At 69.8% G+C, this 22839-nt stretch carries 25 protein-coding genes; 7 read left to right on the top strand and 18 right to left on the bottom strand.

Going from position 1 to position 22839, the window contains the following annotated elements; translation table 11 throughout:
• The first annotated feature begins 912 nt into the window (after positions 1 to 912).
• On the top strand, positions 913 to 2034 hold the full coding sequence (locus WMF22_RS29410; protein ID WP_438031928.1) for a DUF3500 domain-containing protein: 1122 nt from the start codon (positions 913 to 915) through the stop codon (positions 2032 to 2034).
• Between the two features lie 14 nt (positions 2035 to 2048).
• On the opposite strand, the gene WMF22_RS29405 is transcribed toward WMF22_RS29410, so the two are convergent.
• The gene (locus WMF22_RS29405) at positions 2049 to 3098 is read right to left on the bottom strand and encodes an iron-containing alcohol dehydrogenase family protein (protein WP_438031927.1); all 1050 of its coding nucleotides are present in this window, start codon (positions 3096 to 3098) and stop codon (positions 2049 to 2051) included.
• 118 nt (positions 3099 to 3216) lie between these two features.
• Between WMF22_RS29405 and WMF22_RS29400 the strand changes: the two genes are divergently transcribed.
• Positions 3217 to 4341 (top strand): ATP-grasp domain-containing protein, encoded by a 1125-nt coding sequence (locus WMF22_RS29400; RefSeq protein ID WP_437293330.1) that lies wholly within the window; start codon positions 3217 to 3219, stop codon positions 4339 to 4341.
• Between the two features lie 167 nt (positions 4342 to 4508).
• On the opposite strand, the gene msrB is transcribed toward WMF22_RS29400, so the two are convergent.
• Complete coding sequence (msrB, locus tag WMF22_RS29395) at positions 4509 to 4907, bottom strand: peptide-methionine (R)-S-oxide reductase MsrB (protein ID WP_437293329.1); 399 nt, start codon at positions 4905 to 4907, stop codon at positions 4509 to 4511.
• A 468-nt stretch (positions 4908 to 5375) separates the two neighbouring features.
• Between msrB and istA the strand changes: the two genes are divergently transcribed.
• Both istA and WMF22_RS29385 read left to right on the top strand, forming a co-directional pair.
• Complete coding sequence (istA, locus tag WMF22_RS29390) at positions 5376 to 6962, top strand: IS21 family transposase (RefSeq protein ID WP_438031926.1); 1587 nt, start codon at positions 5376 to 5378, stop codon at positions 6960 to 6962.
• Complete coding sequence (locus WMF22_RS29385; RefSeq protein ID WP_438031925.1) at positions 6962 to 7783, top strand: ATP-binding protein; 822 nt, start codon at positions 6962 to 6964, stop codon at positions 7781 to 7783. Before istA ends, WMF22_RS29385 begins: the two co-directional genes overlap by 1 nt.
• On the opposite strand, the gene WMF22_RS29380 is transcribed toward WMF22_RS29385, so the two are convergent.
• Entirely contained in the window at positions 7695 to 8822 is a 1128-nt protein-coding gene (locus WMF22_RS29380; RefSeq protein WP_438031924.1) for an ATP-grasp domain-containing protein, read from the bottom strand. The two genes, WMF22_RS29385 and WMF22_RS29380, sit on opposite strands and share 89 nt — an antisense overlap.
• On the opposite strand from WMF22_RS29380, the gene WMF22_RS29375 reads away from it, so the two are divergent.
• Entirely contained in the window at positions 8763 to 9425 is a 663-nt protein-coding gene (locus tag WMF22_RS29375; protein ID WP_438037350.1) for a hypothetical protein, read from the top strand. The genes WMF22_RS29380 and WMF22_RS29375 overlap by 60 nt on opposite strands.
• A gap of 49 nt (positions 9426 to 9474) precedes the next feature.
• Here WMF22_RS29375 and WMF22_RS29370 read toward each other — a convergent pair whose 3' ends face one another.
• The 12 genes from WMF22_RS29370 to WMF22_RS29315 form a co-directional block, all read right to left on the bottom strand.
• Positions 9475 to 10104 (bottom strand): SGNH/GDSL hydrolase family protein, encoded by a 630-nt coding sequence (locus WMF22_RS29370; RefSeq protein WP_437293326.1) that lies wholly within the window; start codon positions 10102 to 10104, stop codon positions 9475 to 9477.
• A 33-nt stretch (positions 10105 to 10137) separates the two neighbouring features.
• Positions 10138 to 10272 (bottom strand): hypothetical protein, encoded by a 135-nt coding sequence (locus WMF22_RS29365; RefSeq protein ID WP_437293325.1) that lies wholly within the window; start codon positions 10270 to 10272, stop codon positions 10138 to 10140.
• Positions 10273 to 10455: 183 nt separating this feature from the next.
• Positions 10456 to 10863 carry a VOC family protein gene (locus WMF22_RS29360; RefSeq protein ID WP_438031923.1) on the bottom strand — a complete coding sequence of 136 codons (408 nt, stop codon included), beginning with the start codon at positions 10861 to 10863 and terminating at the stop codon, positions 10456 to 10458.
• A 167-nt stretch (positions 10864 to 11030) separates the two neighbouring features.
• Positions 11031 to 11447 (bottom strand): DUF6210 family protein, encoded by a 417-nt coding sequence (locus WMF22_RS29355; RefSeq protein ID WP_438031922.1) that lies wholly within the window; start codon positions 11445 to 11447, stop codon positions 11031 to 11033.
• 157 nt (positions 11448 to 11604) lie between these two features.
• Complete coding sequence (locus WMF22_RS29350) at positions 11605 to 12177, bottom strand: hypothetical protein (protein WP_438031921.1); 573 nt, start codon at positions 12175 to 12177, stop codon at positions 11605 to 11607.
• A gap of 108 nt (positions 12178 to 12285) precedes the next feature.
• Positions 12286 to 12660, bottom strand: coding sequence for a hypothetical protein (locus WMF22_RS29345; RefSeq protein ID WP_437293321.1), 375 nt, complete (start codon positions 12658 to 12660; stop codon positions 12286 to 12288).
• Positions 12661 to 12815: 155 nt separating this feature from the next.
• Positions 12816 to 14246 carry an SPFH domain-containing protein gene (locus WMF22_RS29340; protein WP_438031920.1) on the bottom strand — a complete coding sequence of 477 codons (1431 nt, stop codon included), beginning with the start codon at positions 14244 to 14246 and terminating at the stop codon, positions 12816 to 12818.
• Between the two features lie 278 nt (positions 14247 to 14524).
• Positions 14525 to 15079 carry a hypothetical protein gene (locus WMF22_RS29335; protein WP_438031919.1) on the bottom strand — a complete coding sequence of 185 codons (555 nt, stop codon included), beginning with the start codon at positions 15077 to 15079 and terminating at the stop codon, positions 14525 to 14527.
• A gap of 128 nt (positions 15080 to 15207) precedes the next feature.
• On the bottom strand, positions 15208 to 15747 hold the full coding sequence (locus tag WMF22_RS29330; RefSeq protein WP_438031918.1) for a carboxymuconolactone decarboxylase family protein: 540 nt from the start codon (positions 15745 to 15747) through the stop codon (positions 15208 to 15210).
• Between the two features lie 75 nt (positions 15748 to 15822).
• Positions 15823 to 16287: a MarR family winged helix-turn-helix transcriptional regulator gene (locus WMF22_RS29325; protein ID WP_437293317.1), complete on the bottom strand. Its 465-nt coding sequence runs from the start codon at positions 16285 to 16287 to the stop codon at positions 15823 to 15825.
• Between the two features lie 121 nt (positions 16288 to 16408).
• Complete coding sequence (locus WMF22_RS29320; RefSeq protein WP_438031917.1) at positions 16409 to 17149, bottom strand: HEAT repeat domain-containing protein; 741 nt, start codon at positions 17147 to 17149, stop codon at positions 16409 to 16411.
• A gap of 82 nt (positions 17150 to 17231) precedes the next feature.
• Positions 17232 to 17627: a type II toxin-antitoxin system PemK/MazF family toxin gene (locus WMF22_RS29315; RefSeq protein WP_437301626.1), complete on the bottom strand. Its 396-nt coding sequence runs from the start codon at positions 17625 to 17627 to the stop codon at positions 17232 to 17234.
• Between the two features lie 350 nt (positions 17628 to 17977).
• On the opposite strand from WMF22_RS29315, the gene WMF22_RS29310 reads away from it, so the two are divergent.
• Complete coding sequence (locus WMF22_RS29310) at positions 17978 to 19312, top strand: serpin family protein (RefSeq protein ID WP_438031916.1); 1335 nt, start codon at positions 17978 to 17980, stop codon at positions 19310 to 19312.
• A 7-nt stretch (positions 19313 to 19319) separates the two neighbouring features.
• Here WMF22_RS29310 and WMF22_RS29305 read toward each other — a convergent pair whose 3' ends face one another.
• The 3 genes from WMF22_RS29305 to WMF22_RS29295 all read right to left on the bottom strand — a co-directional run bounded on the left by WMF22_RS29305 (position 19320) and on the right by WMF22_RS29295 (position 21534).
• Positions 19320 to 19706: a DUF5615 family PIN-like protein gene (locus WMF22_RS29305; RefSeq protein WP_437293314.1), complete on the bottom strand. Its 387-nt coding sequence runs from the start codon at positions 19704 to 19706 to the stop codon at positions 19320 to 19322.
• Positions 19703 to 19939 carry a DUF433 domain-containing protein gene (locus WMF22_RS29300; RefSeq protein ID WP_437293313.1) on the bottom strand — a complete coding sequence of 79 codons (237 nt, stop codon included), beginning with the start codon at positions 19937 to 19939 and terminating at the stop codon, positions 19703 to 19705. Before WMF22_RS29300 ends, WMF22_RS29305 begins: the two co-directional genes overlap by 4 nt.
• Before the next feature lie 77 nt (positions 19940 to 20016).
• Positions 20017 to 21534, bottom strand: coding sequence for a xylulokinase (locus WMF22_RS29295; protein ID WP_438031915.1), 1518 nt, complete (start codon positions 21532 to 21534; stop codon positions 20017 to 20019).
• 136 nt (positions 21535 to 21670) lie between these two features.
• Here WMF22_RS29295 and WMF22_RS29290 point away from each other — a divergent pair, with 136 nt between their 5' ends.
• Positions 21671 to 22705, top strand: a complete 1035-nt coding sequence (locus WMF22_RS29290; RefSeq protein WP_437293311.1) for a zinc-dependent alcohol dehydrogenase — start codon at positions 21671 to 21673, stop codon at positions 22703 to 22705.
• Positions 22706 to 22839 lie beyond the last annotated feature (134 nt).

The raw sequence follows: 22839 nt of genomic DNA, 5'->3' as shown, positions 1-22839 counted from the left end.
TCGACGGGCGTCGGGCAGCGAGGAAGGGCCGATCTGAGCGACCTTTCGTGACGTGCAGGCCGTCCGGCGTCGGCGATCGGGGTGCGGGGATGGTCGCAGGCGGGCCGTTTGGCATCGACACGATGCCCTTCAATCCATCTTGCCTGCGCCAGCGAGTGGCGCTTGGAGCAGCGCGAGCGCATGTACTGCGGCCCATGCGTCGCGGCGCGCAAGACCGAGTCGACCGGTGCAATGCGCCGCGCCCGCGAGCTGGAGGGCGCGGCGCCGACGCTCGATCACATCACCTTCCGCTTCATGCCGGATGGGCTTGCGCGTGCTTCGCGCGCGCGGTCAGGCGACGGCGATCGAGGACCGTGGCGACGACATAGCCGCCGCCGGCGATGGCGAGGACCCAGAAGAAGCCAGGAGTGCCGAGGAAGAGCGCTGCGGTGGAGAACAGGGCGAGTCAGGTGCCGAGGCCGTAGTGCAGCAGGTTGCGGCGGACGGCGCCTTCGCTGACATAGATCAGGCCGACGATGAGGCCGGAGCCGGTGGGCCAGAGCATGGTACAGGTCGGGCATGTCGAGGGTGTACGCCAGGCCGGTGACGGCGAGGAACAGCGGCGTGAAGGCGCTGACCCAGGAAGCGCCGAGCAACTTGCCAACGTGCCGTGAGCCGCCTTTCCCTGGCCTGCCGACACTGCCGAACGCATCATCACCGCGCTTGCGCACCTCGACACCTGAGCCGCGTACCGGCAGACGTGAGCGCCACACCTCGATCCGCGGGATATCGCCTCGCCAGCCCGGTGACGGCACGATCGCGCGGGCCGGTGCGGCCCCGCGTGCGCTCCAGCCGCGCCGCGCCCGCCCGTCCGGGCCGGGCTCGTGGATCGCGATCCTGCTCGCGCTCGTGACGACGACCTCGTGCAACAGCATGCGAACCCAGGAAGGCCCGGCCGGCGAGCCCGCTGCCGCGCCGGGCAGCCCGCCCGCGCCGGCACAGCGGGCCGCCGGGCAGGGCGCCCTGCCCGCCCTGCCCGCCCCGCCCGAGCCTCCGGCGCCCGCGGGGCCTCCGGGCGCCGCGCCTCCGCCCGGCGGCGCTGCGGGGCGCGCCACGGCCGAGGCGATCGCGGCCTCCGCGCGCGCCTTCCTGGACGGCCTCGGCGGCGAGGCGCGCGGCCGGGCGCTGCTCGCGTTCGAGAGCGGCGAGCGCGAGGACTGGCATTACGTCCCGCGCCGCCGCGCCGGCCTCGCGATCGGCGACATGGACGGCGGCGAGCGCAGCGCGGCGCACGCGTTGCTCCGGGCCAGCCTTGGCCCGGAGGGCTACCGCAAGGTCGAGGGCGTCCTGCTGCTCGAGGGCATCCTCGGGGGCATCGAGGGCAACCCGGCGTTCCGCGACCCGGGCCGTTACCACCTCGCCCTCTTCGGCCAGCCCGGGCCCCGGGCCCCGTGGGGCTTTCGCTTCGAGGGACACCACGTCTCGCTCAACTTCACCGCTGCAGGAGGCGGCGTGGCCACCACCCCGACGTTCCTGGGCGCCAACCCGGCCGAGGTGCCCTCGGGTCCTCGGAAGGGCCTGCGCGTGCTCGCGATCGAGGAGGATCTCGGCCGCGCGTTCCTCGCCTCCCTCACCCCCGCGCAGCGCCAGCGCGCCGTGATCGCCCCCGCGGCGCCGCCCGACCTCGTGACCGAGGCCTCCCGTCGGGCCGCGCTGGCGAGCTTCGACGGCCTGCCCGCCGCCGAGATGACCCCGGCCCAGCGCGCCGCGCTGCTGCGCCTCCTGGAGGTCTATGCCCGCAACTTCCCCGCCGACGTCGCCGACGGGCACCTCGACCGCATCGCGCGCGCCGGCGTGGAGCGCCTGCACTTCGCCTGGGCGGGCGGCGCCGCGCCGAAGCAGTCGCATTACTACCGGATCCACGGCCCCACCCACCTCATCGAGTACGACAACCGCGGCGGTGATCACATCCACACCGTGTTCCGCGACCTCCAGGACGACTTCGGCGACAGCCTGCTGGCGCGGCACCTCCAGGAGGGCCACGGCGCCCCCTGAGCGCGGCTGGCGGGTCAGGCGAAGCACCCCTTCAGGCGCGGATCGGTCCGGAGGATCGCCTCGACCTCGGATACGCAGTCGCGGGAGGAGAGGACCGTGGTGTAGCCGGGCTTGATCTCCGGCGCGACGCGGACCGCCTCGAGCCACTCGTCGAGCGAGAACGGGTCTGCCCGGATCGCCTCCCAGAAGCCCGTCGCGTCGAGGACGGCGGCGATGAGGTCCGTGTCCCGCCCCTGGAGCTGGCTGACAACGTAGGCGGCCGTGCCGACCTGCAGGCCGTGGAGCCGCGGCCGGCCGGAGGTCTGGTCGAGCGCGTGCGAGATGAGGTGCTCGCTGCCGCTCGCCGGCCGGGACGACCCGGCGATCTCCATGGCGATTCCGTTCAGCATGAGCGCCGTCGCGAGCAGGCGCATGCCCTCGAGGTCGCGCCGGGGGCGCGCCATGAACTGGAACACGGTCGCGTCCGAGAGCAGGGCGGCGAAGTCGTCGACCGGCTCCCCGCGCGCGTGGAACGCGAGCTTCCAGTCGTGGACCGCGGTGACCTTGGCCGCCAGATCGCCCACGCCGGAGAGCCACAGGACCTCCGGCGCGTGCAGGCAGACCTCGGTGTCGACCACCACGCCGAAGGGCACCGCGCACGGAAGCGAGCGGCGCCTGCCGCCCACCGTGAGGCTCGCCGAAGGGCTGCAGAAGCCGTCGTTCGAGAGCGAGGTGGGCACGGCGAGGAACGGCAGCCGGGCGAGGGACGCGAGGTATTTGGCCGTGTCGAGGGCGCGGCCGCCGCCGAGCCCGACGATCGCGTCGCAGCGCGCGGGGAGCGCGGGCAGGAGCGCCGAGGCCTCCTCGACGCTGGCCGAGGCGACCTCGCACCGGGCCAGGACCTCGATCGCCTGCGCGTCCAGGCCCTCGCGCATCGCCGCCTCGATGGCGGCCGGCGTCCCCGCGCTCGAGAGCAGCAGGACGTGGCGGCGCGCCGCCCGCGCGAGGTAGAGCCCGCTGCGCGGGAGCGCCCCGGGCTTGATGCGCACCAGCGTGGGGATGCCGATCTGGGTGGCTGCGGCCATGCGCGGTCTCCTAGGCCCGCCGCCGCGGCGCGGCTAGTCGCCGCGGGCTGCTCTACTTCCGGCCGAGCCCGAGGGGCGCCGAGTCGTCCTGATCCAGGGAAAGTGCGATGCTCGACCCGTGTCCCGCGTCGCTCTCCTCTCCGACCTCAACCGTGCCTTCGATGCCCAGGCCGACCCCCGCAATGTGGCCATGATCCGGCGTCGCCATGCGTTCTGGGCCCAGCTCGCCCGCCTACATGGCTGGGACCTCGCGGTCTGCGACGTCGCCCAGCTCGACGCGCCGCAGGGGGTCCGCGGCAGTCTGTCCTGGATCGATCTGCCGATGCTACCCCGCGCCGCATACCACGCCGTCTTCGCTCGAGCGGTCGCTGCCGGCGCCGCGTGCGTGCTCGACCTCCCCGAGCATGTGGAGCGGGTCCTCGGGCTCGATCGATTCTACTCGGTCCTCACGAACGCCGGTGTCCCCACGCCGCGCACCGCGCTGCTGCCCGTGGACGCCGCCGTCGCTGCCGCGATCGACTCTCCCGCGGCCGTGCGCCGTCTGTTGACGGAGGCGATCTACGGCGCCCTCTTCGATGCGGAGATCGATCCCCACGCCGGGGTCTTCGTCCGCGGCTTCTACTCGTCGGCCAAGTCCGCCAACCCCGAGCTCTACTACGGCAGCAACCAGGCGGAGATCGAGGCCACGGTCTTCGAGGTGGTCCGCCGCCTGCGTGTCGCTCTCGACGTCGGCGGCCTCGCCTTGCGCGAGCACCTCGACCTCGAGCGCATCGAGCTCGCCACCCTGCCCGGCGATCGCAACGCCATCCGGGTGCCCTTCGAAGTGCGGCTGACGGTGCTGGGTGGCCGCCTCCTCATGGCCAGCTACCACGGCCCCTTCGAGGTCCTCATCGACGACGCGCGCCGGCTCCTCGCCGATGAGCTCACTGCCAGGCGCGACGTGGTGCAGCGGGCGGTTCGCGCCGTCGTCCCAGCTCTCCTCACGGCTGATCTCCCGGCGAACTACGTGGCTGACGTGGCCTTCGTTCGAGGCGGCCAGCCAGTGGTCCTCGAGCTCAACCCACTCTATGCAGCGGGTTACAACGTGCCCTCGGCGCACGCCCTGCTTGTCGCTGCGCTCGGCGCCGACCTCGCCCACCGTGCCGGGTACGCAGCGTTGCCGTGGACCCAGATCCTCGACAGCGCTGCGATACTTGCCGGCGAACGTGTCGAGCAGAGCCCGGCGGTATGGCTGCTCGGGTAATCGGTTTGCCTGGCTGTCCAGCCGGCCGACCGGCCATGTAGCAGCTGGAGCGCCTCGTGGCCGAGGGCATCCCACTCCCCGGCGACACCCCGGGCGCTCCGAGCGGCGCTCGGCGGGACCTGCCGGTCACGGCCCAGCTGTCGACGTGACGTTCGCCGCCTAGCGCGTCATTCGCTTTCGAACTCGAGGCAGGCGGAATTGATGCAGAAGCGCTCGCCCGTCGGCGCTGGCCCGTCATCGAAGACGTGCCCCAGATGTCCATCACAGCGCGCGCATACGACCTCCACCCGATCGAGGCCATGCTTCCGGTCGGATCGGCGCTCGATCCGCTTCTCGTCGAGGACTGCGCCGAAGCTGGGCCAGCCCGTCCCAGAGTCGAATTTCGTCTGCGACGAAAAGAGCTGGGTGCCGCAGCCGGCGCATCGATAGACGCCCGTGCCGTGGTGGTTCCAGTACTGCCCCGTGTACGGACGTTCGGTGTTGCCGTAGCGGAGCATTCGGTAGCGATGCGGCCCGAGCAGCAAGAGCCACTCGGGTTCGGTCTTCGAGATCTTCTTGTCTGCCATCGCTGGATCCCATCGTTGAGTTCTGGTGTCACGCCCGTTCGGCTCGGCGTCGGCGGCCGACATGCGTCTTCTGGCGTCTCAGCTTCTCGCTGTTGGCGCGCGGCCTCAACCCGTTTGTCGCGCTAGCCAGGCTTCATCCTCGGGATCGCGTTCATAGTCCAGAGGTATCAGTCGGCCGTAGACCATGGACGCCTCCGCCCACCGCTCTCGGCCGTCAAGGTAGTCGGCGATTGCCAGTTCGCAGGCTCATGGGGCCACTTGACGGCGTTTTTCGCAGGGTCATGGGGCCACCCCAATCGCAGGAGGATGGGGCCACCCGCGCGGGGGCGTGACCTAGTTTTTCGCAGGGTCATGGGGCCAGCTTCCGAGGTTTTTCGCAGGGTCATGGGGCCAGCTCGGGACGCCGCGGTCGGGATCTGAGACGGGCTCCTTCCGACGACGGCGCGGGTCGCCGTCGGAAGGAGCCCGATGCCCTACCGAGAGCTGATCATGGTTGACATCAAGGAAATGCTCCGCCGTCGTGCGGCGGGGCAAAGCGCGCGTCAGGTGGCGCGCGAGACGGGGTTCGATCGCAAGACGGTCGGCAGGTACTTCGAGGCCGCAGCGACGCTGCCACTGCCGCGCGACCGCGAGCCGACGGACGAGGAGATTCATGCGATCGCCCAGCGCGTGCAGGCGCGCCCGGTGCCCGACGCGAGCGACGAGAGGAAGCAGATCGACGCGCATCGCGTGCGTATCGAGGCCTGGCTCGCCCAATCTCGCCCGCTGAAGCTGCGGAAAATCCACACGCTGCTCCAGCGCGACCACGGCGTCACGGCGAGCTACGACACGCTCTGGCGCTTCGCCAAGGAGGAGCTCGCGTGGCGCAAGAAGACGCCGACGGTTCGTGTCGCTGATACCGAGCCCGGCGAGGTCGCGCAGGTCGATTTCGGCCTCATGGGCAGGCTGTTCGATCCTGCGACGCAGCGAGTTCGCAATCTGTGGGTGCTCGTGGTGACGCTCGTGTACAGCCGCTACCAGTTCGTGTGGCCGTCGTTCGAGCAGACCACCGTGGCGGTGTGCGCGGGCCTGGATGCGGCGTGGCGGTTCTTCGATGCGATGGCGCGCGTGATCATCCCGGACAACATGAAGGCCATCGTGCTGCGCGCCGACGAGCTCGCCCCCGTGCTCGCGCCGGCCTTCCTCGACTACGCTCAGACGCGCGGGCTGTTCGTGGATGCCGCGCGTGTCAGGTCGCCGAGAGACAAGGCACGTGTCGAGAATCAGGTCGCCTACGTGCGGGAGAGCTGGTTCGACGGCGAATCGTTCACGAGCCTCGAGGACGCGCGCGCGTCGGCTGAGCGGTGGTGCCGCGACGTCGCCGGCGCGCGCGTCCACGGCACGACGCGCGAGGTACCGCGCGAGGTGTTCGAGGCGCGCGAGAGGAGCGGCATGAAGCCGGCGCCGGCAGCACCGTTCGACGTGCCGTACTGGACCGACGCAAAGGTGCACCCCGATCATCACGTGCAGGTGCTCCGGTCGCTCTACAGCGTGCCCACCCGCCACGTCGGCAGCACGGTGCGCGTCCGCGCCGACAGCGCGTCGGTGAGGATCTACGCCGGCACGGAGCTCGTGAAAGTGCACGCGCGCGTCGCGCCGGGCAAGCGTTCCACCGATCCGAGCGACTACCCCATGGGCAAGGACGTCGCAGCGGTGCGCGACGTCGCCTCGCTCATCGCGAGCGCGAAGAAGTGCGGAGTGCACGTCGGCGTCTACGCTGAGCGACTGCTCGCGGTGCCGTTGCCCTGGACGCGCATGCGGCTGGTCTACGCGCTGCTGCGTCTGTGCAAGAAGTTCGGTAACGGGCGTGTCGAGGCGATCTGCCAGAGCGCGCTCGCGTTTGATGTCGTCGACGTGCAGCGCGTGGCGCGCATGCTCGAGACCGCGAAGACGCCGGCGTCACCGTCCACGGGGCAGCGGACGGTCGTTGCGCTGCCCGCGCCGCGGTTCGCGCGCAGCACGGAGCACTTCGCGACGCGCATGCCGGCGGCTGCCGCGACCAAGGAGGACTCGTGATGAGCTCGAGTGATGTCGACCCTGCGCTCATCACAGCGCTCAAGCGCCTTCGTCTCGGCCGCATCGCGGCGACGCTGCGCGAGCGTCTCCTGGTCGCCGAGAAGCAGTCGATGGGACACGAGGAGCTGTTGCTCATGCTGCTCACCGACGAGATCGCGCGTCGCGAGGCCAGCGCGACGGAGAGCCGCGTACGCGACGCCGGGCTCGATCCGGCCATGCGCCTGGAGCTCTGGGACAAGACCGCGAAGGTCAGCTTCGACAAGCGTCTGCTCGGCGGGTTCACGAGCCTACGCTTCCTCGAAGAGCACAAGCACATCGTCATCCTCGGCTCTGTCGGCGTGGGCAAGACTTACCTCGCGAACGCGCTCGGACACCTCGCGTGCCAGCACGGCTACAGCGTGCGCTTCTTGCGCGCGGACGCGATGCTGCGCAGGCTGCGCCAGAGCAGACTCGACAACTCACGCGACGCCGAGATGGTCGCGCTCACGACCGTCGACCTGCTCATCCTCGACGACTTCGCGCTCGAGGCGATGAACAAGGAAGAGAGCCGCGACGTGTACCAGCTCTTCCTCGAACGCACAGGCAACGCTTCGATGATCGTCACGAGCAATCGCGACACGGCCGAGTGGCTCGCGATGTTCGACGACGTGCTGCTCGCGCAGAGCGCCGTCGATCGGTTCAAGAACGCGGCGTTCGACTTCATCATCGAGGGGGAGTCGTACAGACCGCGGCTCAAGCCGAAGCTCGACGAGAGCGCCACGGCCGCGCCGGTGCCCGCGCGCAGCAAGCCACCCACCCACCCACGCAGCAGGCGGCGATGACCGCTGCGGCCCCGGCGAGGACGTCGAGCCCGGGGCCGCGCCTCTGACCCCTCGCTCCGATCGGCGTGCCTCGCCCACCCTCGTCGACGGGAGCGCGGGTCTCGCCGGGGGCGGGGTGTACCTGCCAGCTCCTGAGCGTCGCGGACCCTGCTCGGGATCTACCGGGGCGCCTGGGTGGCCCCATGACCCTGCGAAAAGAGAGACGTCGCCGGTCGCTGCGCGCCCGGCTCCGGGGACCTCGACACGCTTCGCGGTCTCGGGCATGGTCGAGACCGATCACGGCGTCTCCCCCTGGCCCCATGACCCTGCGACGGGGTGGCCCCATGACCCTGCGACGTGGCATCGGCGATCGACTCGAACGCGCGCACGCGCTCCGCTGCTTCGGTCTCCGCCTCCGCAGAGCGAATGGCCCGCCCAACGAGCTCGTCGGCACGGGCCGGGGCGTCTCGGTGGTTCCATCGGGCATCATCCAGCAGAGTCTTCCACGCCATGGCTTCACCTGGTCACCGGCACCAGTCCAACGACCTTGCGCTGCGCCGCGGGCGCGACGCGCCCGTCGGCACCAGCGCCTGATTGGGCAGAGGTCGGCATGATCTAGGTTGCCCGCTCCTGATGCTCGGAGACGGTTCGTACGACGCGCTCCACGTCTGCCGAGCAAAAAACGGCTTCCGTTGAAGCAGTTGCACTCGACAATCTTCCACGCGCCGTCGACCCGCGCCACGTCAAGAACGAACACGCTCGCCGGCGCCCATCGCGAGGCCGCTCTCTCCGCGAAGTCGATCAGCTCGCGAGGGAGGTGTGAATCGCCGCTCGGCCGGTACATGCTACCTGTCACAACTTCACCGTCCACGACGAACAGCCGCCATTCTCCATCGATCTCACGCGGTTCGCCAAGCACGACCTCGGACGTGGGCTCCACCGGCCTCGCTGCACCTCGTAGAGTTTGAAACAGGGCCACGCACTCCGAGAAGCGAAGAACTTGTCCGGTAAAGCGCTTCAGATCGTCGTTCGGCCTCCTGGAACGTCGATGCCGGCACATCCGGAGCCGCCGCAGAAATTCATGTGGGGCGACCTGGGTTTCTTCGTGCGCGCTGCCCCTTTCCCTGCAACGTCGACGCCGGTGCATCCGGAGCGGCGGCAGAAATTCATGTGGGGCGACGGGGCGTTCTTCGTGCGCGCTGCCCCTTTCTGCGGCATCCGTTCGTGCTTGACGTCGGGGCCGCCGTCGTCGCAGGTAGCGGCGTGCTACAGCCGCCAGGAGCTCTGCGAAGCCGGCTACGAGTTATCTCGTGCGGAGGCGTATGGATACTCCGCCGCGCTTGAGCGAAGCTGGCTCTCGGTGACTACAGGAGAGAACGCAGGTGGCGTGACGGATGTTTCGAGGGAGTCATACCACGCACTCATCAGTGGATGCATGATCCGGGAAAGTGGACACGGCGAGGTATTCCTCCGCATCGAGCGACGGCGCGACGGGACCGGCATCGCGCGGGCCGAGGTGCGGGACGGTCTGGTGGAACCGGACCTGCTGTGCTGTCTACGCGAAGCCCAGAGCACGCTCGTGCGGGCGCTGCGCCCCGGCACGGCGCGCGCGCTCATGGTCCGCTTTGGCGGTCAGGATGGGTTTGAAGTGACATCCTTCTGACTGGCGCCGAGTCGAAACGGCGTTCGGCTCGCGCAGCCGCAACGGCTTTCTAGCCGGCGGTCACGGTCGTCGCTCGCTTCTGGACTGCGGCGGCGCCCAGCGCGCGGACGAGCGCCTGCGCGATCTTCAAGCCGCCGGCGCCCGACGGCTCGATGGCGTTCGCGAAGTCCCCCACCTCCGAGCAGACAAGGCGGAGGTCGACGACGTCGAGCGCGCGCGAGAAAGCTTGACGGAGGATGACGTCATTGAACGTCATCAAGGCGATGCGAGCTCGCTCCGCCTCACCGGGAGCGAGGTTGCCGTTGTAGATCGTGCAGACCGTGGTCGGTCGACCGAGCGCGACGACGGCCTCGAGCGCCCACGAGTAGGATTGCGCGAACGCGTCCACGCGTTCGCGGAATATGTCCAGAGCCTCGGCCGTCGACCGGACGGGCAGTCCGAGAATGTCGGCGTTCGAGAGCGCGTCGTTCCCGCCAAGCGAGAGGATGACGTGGGTCGCGTCCTTCGGTGTTCGATCGAGCTGGGGTCCGATATCAGAAGTGGTCGTACCGTCGACCGCACACAGGGTGACTCGCCAGGAGGGCAAGAGAGCGCGGAGGTGCGATGCGACATCGGGCTCGCCGTTGGTATACGAACCATTGTCGAAGATTGAATCACCCAAGAGAACGACAGACGACATGATTCTCTCCCGTGAAATGAGTCGCGTCCGCGATCATGCGCTCGGCCGTGGACGGGAGCGGGCGCGGCCCCGGACCCGCTCGTCGTTGCGGCGCGTGGTGCCGGCGGTCCGCGGACCGTCGCCGTCGAGCCCGCCGCGCTTGTTCTCCACGTACATGATCCGGCGCATGGCGACCCCTCTCGTCCGTTCTATCACGACTCGAGCTCGAACTCGTCCGCGAGTTCGTACGCCCGGCGCTCCAAGAGCCGCGGCGGCCGGACCGGCCGGAACGGCCGGGCTGGGCGGAGCCTCGATCGGCCTCGAGGCCCCCGCCCAGCAGGTTGGCGATCGAGCCGGCCGGCGGCCGCACGGTCAGCGTTCGTGCAGCACCGCCTCTAGCCGGTGGCCGTCGGGGTCGCGAACGAACGACGCGTAGTAGCCGGGATCGTAGTTCTCGCGAACGCCGGGCGGTCCTTCATCGACACCGCCCTTGCTGAGGGCCTCCGCATGGAAGCGATCGACCGCCTCGCGGCTCGGGGCAACGAAGGCGAGGTGGAAGCCTCGACCGGGCGCCTTCACGTCAGGACCGGACGCGACGATGGCGAAGGGCGGCTCAGCTTCGTATCCCTCGGGCCCGTACCCCACGCTACGGGCGTTTTGCGAGAGCCGGACAAAACCGAGCGGCGCCAGACAGGCGTCGTAGAACTCCGCAGCACGTTCGAGGTTCTCGACACCGACCGAGACGTGATCGAACACGAAGACTCTGGCGTCCTTGGGCATCGGTGCGAGGTACCTCTTGCGGTCGTCCGTGGCAAGCGACAACGCGCGGGAGGACCTGTACGGACGCGCCGGAGAGAGCGGCGCTGAGCGGACAGCCAAAAACTACCGAGGACAAGAGTTGCCTGGCGCTCGCCGCCGAGCAGCGCGCGCCCGGCGAGCGCGCGGCCTCAATCGGAGTTGGGCCAAGTCAGAATCCCAGGGCGCGGGTACGGTCCGAACCCGGTGAAAGGGCCCGAGGCCGATTCGCCTTCTATCACAACGTGCACCCACGCTTCGTGCGAGTCTACGAGGCGTGCCCGGTCGGTCACAATGCCAACGATGCGACACTCGCGCAGGACGCGGTCGACGACATCCGCGTCCTCTTGGTCGAGTCCGAGCATCGCGCCGCTGCCCATGTACTTCGGACCTTCGAAGTGCGCCGCGAGGGAGCGCCACCCGTCTTCGGCGTCGAGCGGAACGAAGACGCCTTCGATCTCGGGTTGCATGCAAATGTTCCCGCAGGTCTGGTTCGAGTAGATGACCCCGCTCGGGCAGGGGATGAGCAGGCCGAGGCCTGCGTCGTATAGCCTGATGATCTTGTTCATCGTCCTCGCCTCCCGAACGCCTGCGGCTCCGCCGCGCCGCCGATCGCCGCCGCTCGCTGGGCAGCTCGCGCGACGGTTCGTGAGCAATCCGGCCTATCCGGCTCCGCGATGTTTGCTCACGAAGCGATGGTTCCAGACCGTGGGCCATGGCGCAGGCTCAAGGTGAGAAGCTGAAGGAAGACTCCACCAGCTCGAGGCCAGGCTTCACATGCGTCATGTCGTCGTCATAACATTGCTCCACCGCGATGAACGAACGTTTGTCGTCCGCGTGCGAAAACACTCGAACCGAGCCCGCGCTCACGCCTAGCAGCTTCCCTTTCAGGAGCATGCCTTGTCCGGCGTACTTGCCCCACGTGGTAAACGGCGTGCGTGCGGGCGCAGAGAGCAACCTGGGGACGAACCCGTCGATCTGCGCTTGAACGTTGTCTGCGGGATCGGTCGGCACGTCAAGGACGAAGATCATCGTCATGCACGAGCCGGGGCTCTCGACGTTCACGTGGTGATCGGGATCATTGTCCGGTGGGTCCGCCTCGACCCTCCAGTTTCCCGGGTATTTGAAGGAGAAGCCGGGCCGCACGTAGCGCTGGGTGTGCACCAGATCGGCGGGCGCCTCGCTCGACGCGAGATCTTCGAGGAACGCAGCGCCGGCCTTCGTCGCTCCGATTCCGGCGAAGAACCCCACCACGAGCCCGATGAACAGGAACAGGAAAGCGACGGCGGTCTTGCTCATTCCGCCTGCTGATCGCGACGGGCCGTGGGGTGTCATCATCGGTAGATCCTGCTGTCCCCCGGGCTGGCAACTACATCAGCCCGATGCCTTACCTTTCCAGCGACTCGCTCAGGCGCGCGTGTTTCGCGCGTCGATTGGCTCGGTGCCGCCTGCGGGGCTGTTTCTGGCGCCGAACAATGCGAGCATCACGAGGACGAGCCCGACCAGCTCCAGGAGGTGAGAGGCGAAGCCCGTCAGGGAGGCAATAAAAACCAGCTTGTGCGCTGCGCCGCCGCTCCGGATACTGGATATTTGCCAGTACAGGTGCACGGCATTGATGAGCCAGCCCATGACGAACAAGGAGAATCCGCAGCCCGCGAGGAGAGCCGGCTTGCCTTGCGTCGGATAGCGATAGAACGCGAGGGCGATCGCCGTGATGTAGGCGATGAGAAATGGCATGCGGAAAATCTGCGACCCCAGGAACGTCAGCATCGTCTCACCCATGATTGTGCGCAGCTCCTCTCGCGATCCGACCCCACCCCGTCGTGCCGCCCGCACTCATCGTGAAAAGGTAGCGTAGCTGACGGCTGCCCCGCCTTGTCAAGGCGGTCAACGCGTGATCGTGCGGCCTCCAACGCCGGACGACGGCGCGGACGGGCTCAACGCTGGCTGCCGTCCAGCGCGCTCTCCTCGGTCAGCTCCGCCTTCGGCGCGCGCGCCGGCGGCACCTCGAGCCCTGCGGCGCGAGCCAGCCCCATCACCCCCTCCACGGCCGCCGCGATGTATCCGAACGGGTTGGCGCCATCGACGGCCGTGACGTGCACCTCTCCCATCCGCTGCTGGAAAGCGGCGGCGAGCGCCGGCATCTGCTGCGCGACCGTCAACCGGATGACCTCCGGCGACACGGTGTTCTCAATCTCCCGGAGCGCCCGCGCGCGGTCGATCTCGATCTCCTGCGTGAGGCGCGCCTTCTTCGCCTCGATCTCGGCGATGGCGAGCTCGGCCTCGGCCACGAGCCGGCGCGCGCCCGCGATCGCCGCGCGCTGCGTGAGCAGGTCGATCTCCTGGGCGCTCGCGGCCATCTTCGCCGCGTGGCGCGCCGCCGCCGCCTCCGCCTCGAGCGTCGTCTTCTCGATCTCGGCCCTCAGCGTGAGCGCCGCGATCTGCTGCTCGTGGGCCAGCCGCGTCTCCTTCAGCCGCGTTTCGGAGGCGAGCTCCTCGAGCCGGGCCTTCTCGCTGGTCTCCTGGCGTCGCGTGCGCAGCTCGACCTCGGCGGAGAGCCTGGTCAGCTCGATCGCGCGCTGCGCCTCGGCCTCGCCCTGCCGGACCGCGCGCTCGGTGATCAGCGACGCCTCCCTGGCCTTCCGCTCCTGCTCCTGGCGATAGTGCGCCTGCAGGTTGCCGAACACCGCCGGAGAGAGGATGCGCACGTCCTGGATCTCGATTGTATCGATGAGGACGCCCCACCCCTTGTCGGTGGCGTCCTCGGCGCTGCCGCGCCCGGAGACGACGGGCACGATCTCTCGTATCAGCTCGCTGGCGAGCCCTTCCTTCCGCCGCGTCAGGCATTCCTCGACGGAGAGGTTCGCGACCAGCCGGCGCACGGCGCCCGCAAACATGTCCACGAGGAGCGCCTCGAGCTTCTCCTGCGCGCGCTCGGGGAACGAGAAGTTCAGCATCCGGAACGCGATGAGCGGCTCCGCGATGCGGTAGACGGCGAGCCCCGTGATCTCCACGCCGACCTTCTCGAGGGTGACCTGGTCGGCCGTGAACTGGAGCTTCTGGACCGTGGTCGGCACGATGGCGACGCTGTCGCCCGGGAGCTTGAAGCACGAGGCGCCCTGACCGGAGGTGGGCCGGAGGCTACCCCGCCGCATGTGAATCAGGTACTCGCTCGGCTTCGCGCTGACACGGCCCCATCTCTTGAGCTTCTCTGGATCTTCGGCCGGCTTGCCGGCGCGCCAGCCCTGATCGTACCGCCCGCGATGGGCCGCCCCGGTCCCGTGATCGTCCGCGTGGAGGACCGCCGCGGCGCCGCCCGGCACCCCGTTCTCATGGATGATGACCCTGCGTTGCTCGATGTGCGTCATGACCTCTACCTCGCGAGAACGGCTTTCGCAGGAAGCGGGCCAGGCAGGAGAGGCGGCGAAGGAGGCGTCCCGGGGCCGCGCCGCGCGCCGGCGACCCGCGACAGGCGAGGCGCCGATCCGGAATGGAGCGCAGCGCCGATCCGGAATGGAGCGCAGCGCCGGTCCAGGATGGAGCGCTGTCGCCCGGCCGCGGCGGCGGCCGACCCCTCCTGCCGCGAGCCATCACACCGATCTCGGCCACCCGCCACAACGCACGCTCCCGGGATCAGGAGACGACGTCAGTACTTGCGGGAAAAGGCACGCTCGACCCACGCCTCGATGTCCTCGTGGGAGCTCCCCGGGCCTGGCTCATCCGTGCCCGCGATGCGGCTGCGGATGTCGGCCATCGGCTTCGAGCAGTCGGTGACGCGCGAGATGCGTCCCGCCTCGAGCTCCACCTCGAGGACGTGGGCGTATTTCCACGCCGGGTGGAAGCCCATGTGAACATACAGATCGAGCAAGAAGTCGCGCGCGAGAAGCAGGCCGCCGCTGAACGGGACGTGGAGCCCGATCCCTTCGTAGACGGCCGTGAATCCCAGGGGCGTCGTCGGCTCCTGGGGCATCTTGTCCAGCAGGGGAGGAGCTTCGCCTTCGAGCGCGACGTCCAGGCCGTCGAGGTACAGGGTGTTGTGGCGAAGCCCATAGCGACAGACGAAGCCACGCCAGCACGCGGTGCTCGCCGGGCGAACACGAAGTCCGTAGCTCGCCGGGTCGAACAGCTCGCCGCCGTTCACGCCCGCCAGGCTCCAGTCAGCGCCCGCATAGGCGACGTCGTCACCGATTTGCGCAGTCATCTATCTGCTACCTCGAACCCTTCTGTCGTGGAGAGCCAGCGTACCTGACGCTTCCCCCGCCTTGTCAAGGAGACCAACGCGAGATCACCGCGGCGCTTCCGCTCTCGAGCCCCGCGCTCCTGTCGCGATCAGCGCAGCGCGTGGGAGCGGGTCATCCGGTTCGCGAACGTCGACAGCGTGTAGGTTCCGATGCCGACGATCACCTCGAGGGCCTGCTCGGCGGTGAAGCCCGCGCGGAGGAAGGCGTCGAGATCGGCGTCCGGCACCTGGCCCCGCTCGCGCAGCGTCGCCTCGGTGAACGCCGCGAGCGCCTGGAGGCGCGCGTCGGGCGCCGGCCTTCGCTCGAACAGCGCCGCGGCGACCTCGGGGGAAGCCCCCGCGCGGAGGAGCAGCCCGCGGTGCATCGTGCGGCAGAGATCACAGCCGTTCTCGCCGGCGACGACCATCACCACGACCTCGCGCTCCACCGGCGAGAGCGTCGCACCCTCGAAGACCGCGAGGAGCTCGTCGAAGGCGCGCACCAGGAGCGGCGAGGTCGCGAAGCGCGCCAAGGGCAGCGGCAGGAAGCCGAACTTCCGCGAGGCCTGCTCCAGCGCGGGGCGGGCCGCCGCGGGCGCCGTGTCGAGCGTGTGCGCAGGAAAGTGAGGGGAAGCAGCGGTCTGGCTCATGCGGGTCTCTCCTGAATTGGTTGTCTATGCAATTAATTGGCGATGAAGAAGGCGGCGTGGAGGGCGGGGCTACGTTCAGCCTTTGGGCTCGAGGTTCGCGAGGATGCGCTGCAGCGTGCGCCGGGTCGTGAGCAGATCGTCCTCCGGGATGCCGGCGCGCGACGTGTCCACGAGGGCCTTGGCCTCGCCCGACAGGGCCTTGCGCAGCGCTCGCCCGCGCGCGGTGAGGTAGACGAGCCGGGCGCGCCGGTCCGTCGGGTCGGGCCGGCGCTCGACAAGCCCGTCGCGCTCCATGAGCGCGACGATCCGGCTCATCGTGGGCACATCCCGGAAGGTGCGCTCGGCCAGGTGCGTCTGCGTGACGCCCTCCTGCTCCCACAGGCGGACGAGGACCATCCATTGCTCGGGCGTGATCTCGACGCCGTGCGCGCGGAAGCGCCGGTACATCTCGGCGCGGGAAGCGAGGTAGACGCGCGCCACCCAGTAGCCGAGCGCGTTGTCGAGGACGATCCCCCCTTCGGCGGTGAACTGGTCGCGCATGATGGCCGAGCATACCGCGCGGTATTTGATTGTCAATGCAACCAATCGTGCGATGCGCCGCGCTGCTTCGTGCGGCCAGGCTTGCCGGCGGGATCGACCGGCGAGGCCGCGGGAGGCGGCGTCAGGGGTTATCCTGGGTCGTACGGAGCTCCCGTACGAGTCGCTCGAGCGTGAACCTCGACTCATGCCACCAGGTGTCGCTCTGGCTGAGCTGGGAGGTTCGATCCAGGAGCTCGTTCAGCTCGGGCCACAGCGCGGACGCATCCCGTCCAAGGGCGGCGACCGCGCGCAGCCAGCGCTCGAGCTGATAGGGAGCAAGCCGAGCGTCGAGCCGTGGACGCGACGCCCCGAGGACCGGCGCCATCGGGTGTTCGTCGCCGCTGCGCGCGAGCGCCTCCACCGCCAGCCAGCGCACGGTGAAGAGCTCGTCGGAGAGCGCACGACGGAGCGCCGGAGCCTGCTCGGGACACGGCGCAGCGCGCGCGAGGACGCGGGCCGCGGCGATCCGAACGGTGGGCTCCTTGCTCGTGAGGGCATCGGCGACCGTTGTCAGAACAGGCCGCGCAGCCACCCCGGCTCTCTCGAGGGCGACGACGGCGGCTCGCTGGACGTTTGGATTGGATGCATGTACCCAGCGGGCCGCGCTCTTCACGCCCCGCTCGGTCGGGGCGACCGGCGGCAGCCACCTTCCGATCGGCGCCCGACATGGAACCGGGCGGCCCCACGCCCCGGCGAGCGCGAGCAGGAACCGCTCAGGCTTCGGCTCTTCCCCCGAGAGACGCTCGATCGCCGCATCGATTCGCGCCCGATCCTGCGCAAGCGCCTTCTTGAAGTCGTCCTCCGGGTCACCGTGGTGAGGCATTCATCGTCCTCCAGAGAAACCGCGCTCGTCCGACGTCGCCGCCTCGGTGAAGTCGACCTGCCCCACGAGGTGCACCCGCTCGCTACCGCCTGAAGAACGATGCCTGCTGGAAGCGCAGGCCGGCCAGGATCTGATCCACCCGTGCGTCGGACAGCGACCCGATCCGCTCGCCCAGGCGGGCCTTCTCGACCGAGGAGATCTGCGACACGACCACGACGCTCTGCCTGGGAAGGTTCCCCTCGCCCACGTCGAGCAGGATGTTCCCAGGCTCGTTCGCCCGGTGCAAGTTCGACGTCAGCGCGCACACGACCACGGTCGTGATCCGCGAGTGGTTGAAGACGTCGTCCTGGACCACCACGTGGGGATGAGAGTAGCTCGGGACAGGCCCCCGCGAATCATCGGGCCCTATCCAGAACACGTCGCCGCGATCGATCCGCGCTGAGCGCGTGCCTGTCGGTTCTCCTGCGCCCTCGTCCATCTTCATGTGCCTCGCGCGCCGGCACGAAGGATGGTCCGTGGCGCACCTCGGCGCAACCCGCTCCTGCTGCACGACCTTCCCAGCACACCACGGGGTCTGGCAAGGAGGCACAGTCGCATCGACACAGTCGCATCGACCCCGCCGATCCATCGGTTTCGCCGTCACCGGAGGCTCCCAAGCTCACCCGTGAGCACCGTGCACGGCTCACCTTGGCACAATCTGCTCCAGACTTGCTGGCAGCGCGCGTCTCCCCGGGACAAACATGCGATTTGCGGCGCAAAAGCGCACTGGCACGCAGGCTGCAAAACCCTGGCATCATGAGAACATCAATTGTCTTGGCGACCGTGCTCATGTCGGCTCTCGTGGGGTGCAGCTCGAACGAGGGAGGCGGCAGCGGCGGTGGCCCGGACCAGGGAGAGGGCGGCTCGGGGCAGGGAGGGGGCGGCGGGGCCGTCGAGTGCTTCGAGAAGAAGGCTGGATGCGTGCTGCCGTCGGACGCGGCGCGGATCGAGAGCCCGGTCGTCTCGGAGGAGGATCGGGTGTTGCTGGCGCGCAACAACGCGAGCTTCGCGCTCGACCTCGGCCGCGCGATCTCCAGCGCGAACGCGAACGTCGTCTACTCGCCTTACAGCATCTCGACGGCGCTCGCCATGACGTACGCGGGCGCGCGGACCACCACGGAGCAGGCGATGGCCGCGGCGATGCGGTTCGAGCTCCCGCAGGAGCGGCTGCACCCGGCGTTCAACTACGTGGATCTCGAGCTCCACAAGCGCGCCGAGGGATCGAGCGGGTTCGAGGGAGGCGGCTTCCGGCTCCACACGGCCAACGCGATCTGGTCGCACGTCGACCTCGCGCTCGAGCAGCCGTTCTTGACGGTGCTCGGCGAGAGCTACGGGGCGCGCGTGCGGCTCGCCGACTTCAATGCCCCGGAGGAGGCCGAGAGCCTCATCAACGCGTGGGTGAAGGACCAGACGGAGGGCAAGATTCCGAATCTCCTCAACGGCAGCGTGACCCCGGAGACGCGCGTCGTGCTCACCAACGCCATCTACTTCGACGCCGCGTGGCACACGCCGTTTGACGAGGACTTGACGAAGCCCGGCGCGTTCCAGCGCGGCGACGGCACGAGCGTCACCGCCCAGATGATGCACGGTAGACAGGAGACGCGCTACGGCGCCGGCGACGGCTGGGAAGCGGTGGAGATCCCCTATGCGGGCACCCCGGTCTCGATGTTCGTCGTCCTGCCGGCCGAGGGGACCGCGGACGCGCTGGCGGAGTCGCTCGACGGCGCGGCGCTCGAGACGATCATCACCTCGCTGCAGTCGCGGTCGGTCGACATCACGATGCCGAAGTTCTCGTTCGGCACCGCGGCCGCTCTCAAGGCGGCGCTCGAGGACCTCGGCATGGGCGTCGCGTTTGGCGACAGCGCCGACTTCTCGGGCATCATCGAGGACGGAGGGATCCAGATCCAGGACGTCATCCACAAGGCGGTCATCGACGTGGACGAGGCCGGGACCGAGGCCGCGGCGGCGACGGCGGTCGTCCTCGCCGTATCTTCCGCGGCCTCGGGCGTCTTCAACGAGCCCGCGGCGATCGTCCTGGACCGTCCGTTTTTCTTCTTCATCCGTGATCTGTACACAGGGGCGCTCCTCTTCGCGGGGCGCGTCAACGATCCGACCGCGCAGTGAGGAGACGTCAGCCAGGTCCTTCCAACCGTCGTCGGATCGGTAGGATCCTGACCCGCGAGGATGCCCCATCGAGCGAGACGATCGCGCCGCGGTCGAGCTCCTCGGCGTACTGGCGCAAGAGGCCGACGACATCGGCCCCGATGGCGCTCGGGAGCAGGTTGAGCGTTCGGACTTGCAGGACGCTGGGGCCGATGGCGCCCGTGGTGGCAATCAGGATGCTGAAGTCGAGATCGTGTGTGAAAACGACGTATCCGCCCTCGCGTGCCCACGCCATCAGCTCACGATCCGGCGCTCGTGGGTCACCCATTTCAGACCAGTGGACAGCCTCGAACCCGGCGTCGACAAGAAACGACACCCAGGTTGGCGACAGGTTCATGTCCACGAGGATCTTCATGACGCCTTCAGTGGAAGCTCGACCTCCTCGGTGCGCCAGGCTGCATACGTGAGCGCCGCCAGCACATCGTCCTTCTCGAGGTACGGGTAGAGATCCAGCACCTTCTCCACGGAGTGTCCGGCCGCCAGCAGTCCCAGGATCGTGCCCACCGTGACCCTCATCCCCCGGATGCACGGGCGGCCTCCCATCACTGCAGCGTCCTGAGTGATCCTTGCAAGCAGTTCCGTCGCCATGCCCTGGAGGTTACCCTGTCCTCGGACTCATGGCACCGGCCCGGCTCGCTCCTTCGCGAGCGGAGCGCGCGCCGCGCCTAATCCCTCGTGAAGGCCGAGAGGCGGCGCAGCAGCCCCGAGAGCTGCGGGTACATGTCCCGGTAGATCCCCAGCAGCGCCGCGTAGCGCCCCCGGCGCCCGGCATCGGGATGGAACGTCGCCGTGGCGGTCCCGCGCATCGCCCTCGCGGCCGCCTCGATGCTCTCCGCCAGCCCGGCGCCGGCAGCCGCGCACATGGCGGCGCCCAGGCACGCCGCCTCGACCGTCTCGGACCGTTCGATGGCGACGCCCGTCGCGTCGGCCATCACACCGCACCAGAGGTCGCTCGCGGCCACGCCGCCGACCGCGGCGAACTCCGCGACCTCGATCCCCGCCGCGCCGCGCATCAGGTCCAGCACCAGGGCCTGCTCGAGCGCGACGCCCTCGATCAGGGCGCGGTAGACGTGGCCGCGCCCGTGCGCGTCCGTGAGGCCCAGGATCGCGCCGCGGGCGTCGGGATCCCAGTGAGGGTTCATGGCGCCCTCCCAGTAGGGCAAGAGCAGCAGGCCGCCGCTGCCGGGCGGGAGCGACGCCGCCTCGGCTTCGAGCGCGGCCATCGCGGCCCCGTCGCGCGGATCGACGCCCAGCTGGCGGCGCAGGTACCAGTCCGAGAGCAGCGCCCCGCTGCGCAGGCTGCTCTCCAGCACGTAGCCGCGGCCGGAGGCGCTCGTCATGGTCCGCCATGCCGGGTCCTGCCGCGGCTCGGGGCAAAAGACGCCGAAGACCACCGCCGTGCCGAGGTTCAGGTAGGCGCGCCGCGGGTCCAGCGCATCGACGCCGAGCCCGGCCATCTGGCCGTCGCCGCCGCCGGCCAGCACCGGCGTGCCCTCGCGCAGGCCGGTGGCCGCCGCTGCGGTCGCCGACACCGCGCCGAGCGGCGCGCCGGGAGGGAGCGCCTCCGGCAGCCGCTCGGGCGTGATGCCGGCGGCGGCGCAGAGCTCCTCGGACCAGCGGCGCGCGCCGATGTCGAAGAGCGCGAGCGGATCGGCGCTCGCCCAGCTGGTGCGGGCGCGCCCGGTCAGCGCCTGCACGAGGTACGCCTGCACGTCGCAGAAGAGGGCCGTGCGGCGATGGGTGTCCGGCTCCTCGCTGGCCAGCCAGGCGATCTTGGGCAGCGCCGGGCCGAAGTCCGCGGCCTTGCCGGACAGCGCCCGCAGGCGGTCTTGCCCGATGCGGTCGATCACGGCGCCGAGGTGCCCGCGCGCCCGGCCGTCCAGCCAGAGCATGGCGGGGCGGAGCGGCTGGCCGTCGGGACCGAGGCAGGCGAAGGTCTCGCGCTGGTGCGCGAGCGCGAGGCCAGCGATGCGGCCCGGGTCCACCGTGGCGGTGACGCCGGCGACCGCCTGGCACAGGGCAGCCCACCAGTCCCGGGGATCCTGTTCGAATCGGTCGGGGGCCGGCCGCGCCAGCGAGAGCGGCGCCCGGCCGGCGGCGTGCAGGCGCCCCTGGACGTCGAAGGCCGCCGCCTTGGCCGCGGTGGTGCTCAGGTCGATGCCGAGGACGAGGTCGGCCGGCATGGCGCCGTCAGCGCCCCGGAACGCAGGATTGACAAGCGATCACGGGCGCAGACTACAGTACGGAATCGCGCCGGCACAATCGTCCAGCGCGGCGCCGCCGGGGAGCCGGCGGCGCCTTGAAAGGGAGACTGGAACAGTGCGCGCAACGTTCATTCACGGCATCCGCGATGTCCGGCTCGGCGAGGTCGAACCTCCGCGGCCGCGCGAGGGCATGGTGACGATCCAGGTCGCGGGCTGCGGGATCTGCGGCAGCGATCTCCATTATTACCTGGAGGGCGGGATCGGCGCGGCGCAGGTCCGGGACCCCTTCGTGCCAGGGCACGAGTTCGCCGGCTGGGTCGTCGACGACCACCCGGCGCTGGGCCTGTCGAGGGGGCAGCTTGTCGCCGTCGACCCCGCGCACGCCTGCGGCCGCTGCGAGTGGTGCCACCGCGGCCACGTGAACCTGTGCCCGCACGTGGAGTTCCTCGGCGCGCCGCCGCTCCACGGCGGCATGGCGGAGCGGCTGGCGGTGCGCCCCGAGCAGGTCGTGCCGGTCCCCCGCGGCTTCTCGGTGCGAAAGGCCGTGATGCTGGAGCCGCTGGGCGTCGCCGTCCACGCGATCGACCTGGCGCGGCCCCACGTGCAGGAGACGGTGGTGGTGCTGGGGTGCGGGCCGATCGGCCTCTGCCTGGTCCAGCTCGCGCGCCTGGCCGGCGCCGGGCGCGTCTTCGCTGTCGATCCCGTCGCGTACCGGGCCGAGGCCGCGCGCCGGCTGGGCGCGCACGACGTGGCGCCGAGCTTCGAGGCCGTCGCGGGGTGGACGGGCGGCCGGGGCGTCGACCTCGTGCTCGAGGCGACGAATTCGCCCGAGGGCTTCCACCACGCGGCCGAGGCCGCCCGCATCGGCGGTCGGATCCTGCTGGCGGGCATCCCGGAGGGCGACCGCTATTCGCTGCCGGCGGCGCTGTGCCGCCGCAAGGGGCTCAAGATCAAGCTCTCCCGGCGCATGGGGCACGTGTACCCGCGGGCGATCCGCCTGGTCGCCGAGGGGGCGGTGGACGTCGAGTCCATCGTCACCCACCGGTTCGACCTGTCCGAGGCCGAGAAGGGCTTCCGCATGCAGGCGGATTGCCAGGACGGGGCGCTGAAGTCGATCATCGTTCCGGACGAAGGCGACACGCCGTTCTGATCGGGGTCGTCGCGCCGGATCTCCAGGCGAGGCAGCGCGGCTGTCATTTTTCCTTCGCCCCATGTCACACGAGCTAGACCCGCTTCGTCATCGAGGGCGAGCGCGGGGTCACAGGAGCAAGGCACCGGCCGCTC

This window comes from Sorangium sp. So ce204 (genome assembly GCF_051526795.1).
GTDB classification, from domain to species: domain Bacteria; phylum Myxococcota_A; class Polyangia; order Polyangiales; family Polyangiaceae; genus Sorangium; species Sorangium cellulosum_B.
This window is presented reverse-complemented; position numbering and strand designations above follow the sequence as displayed.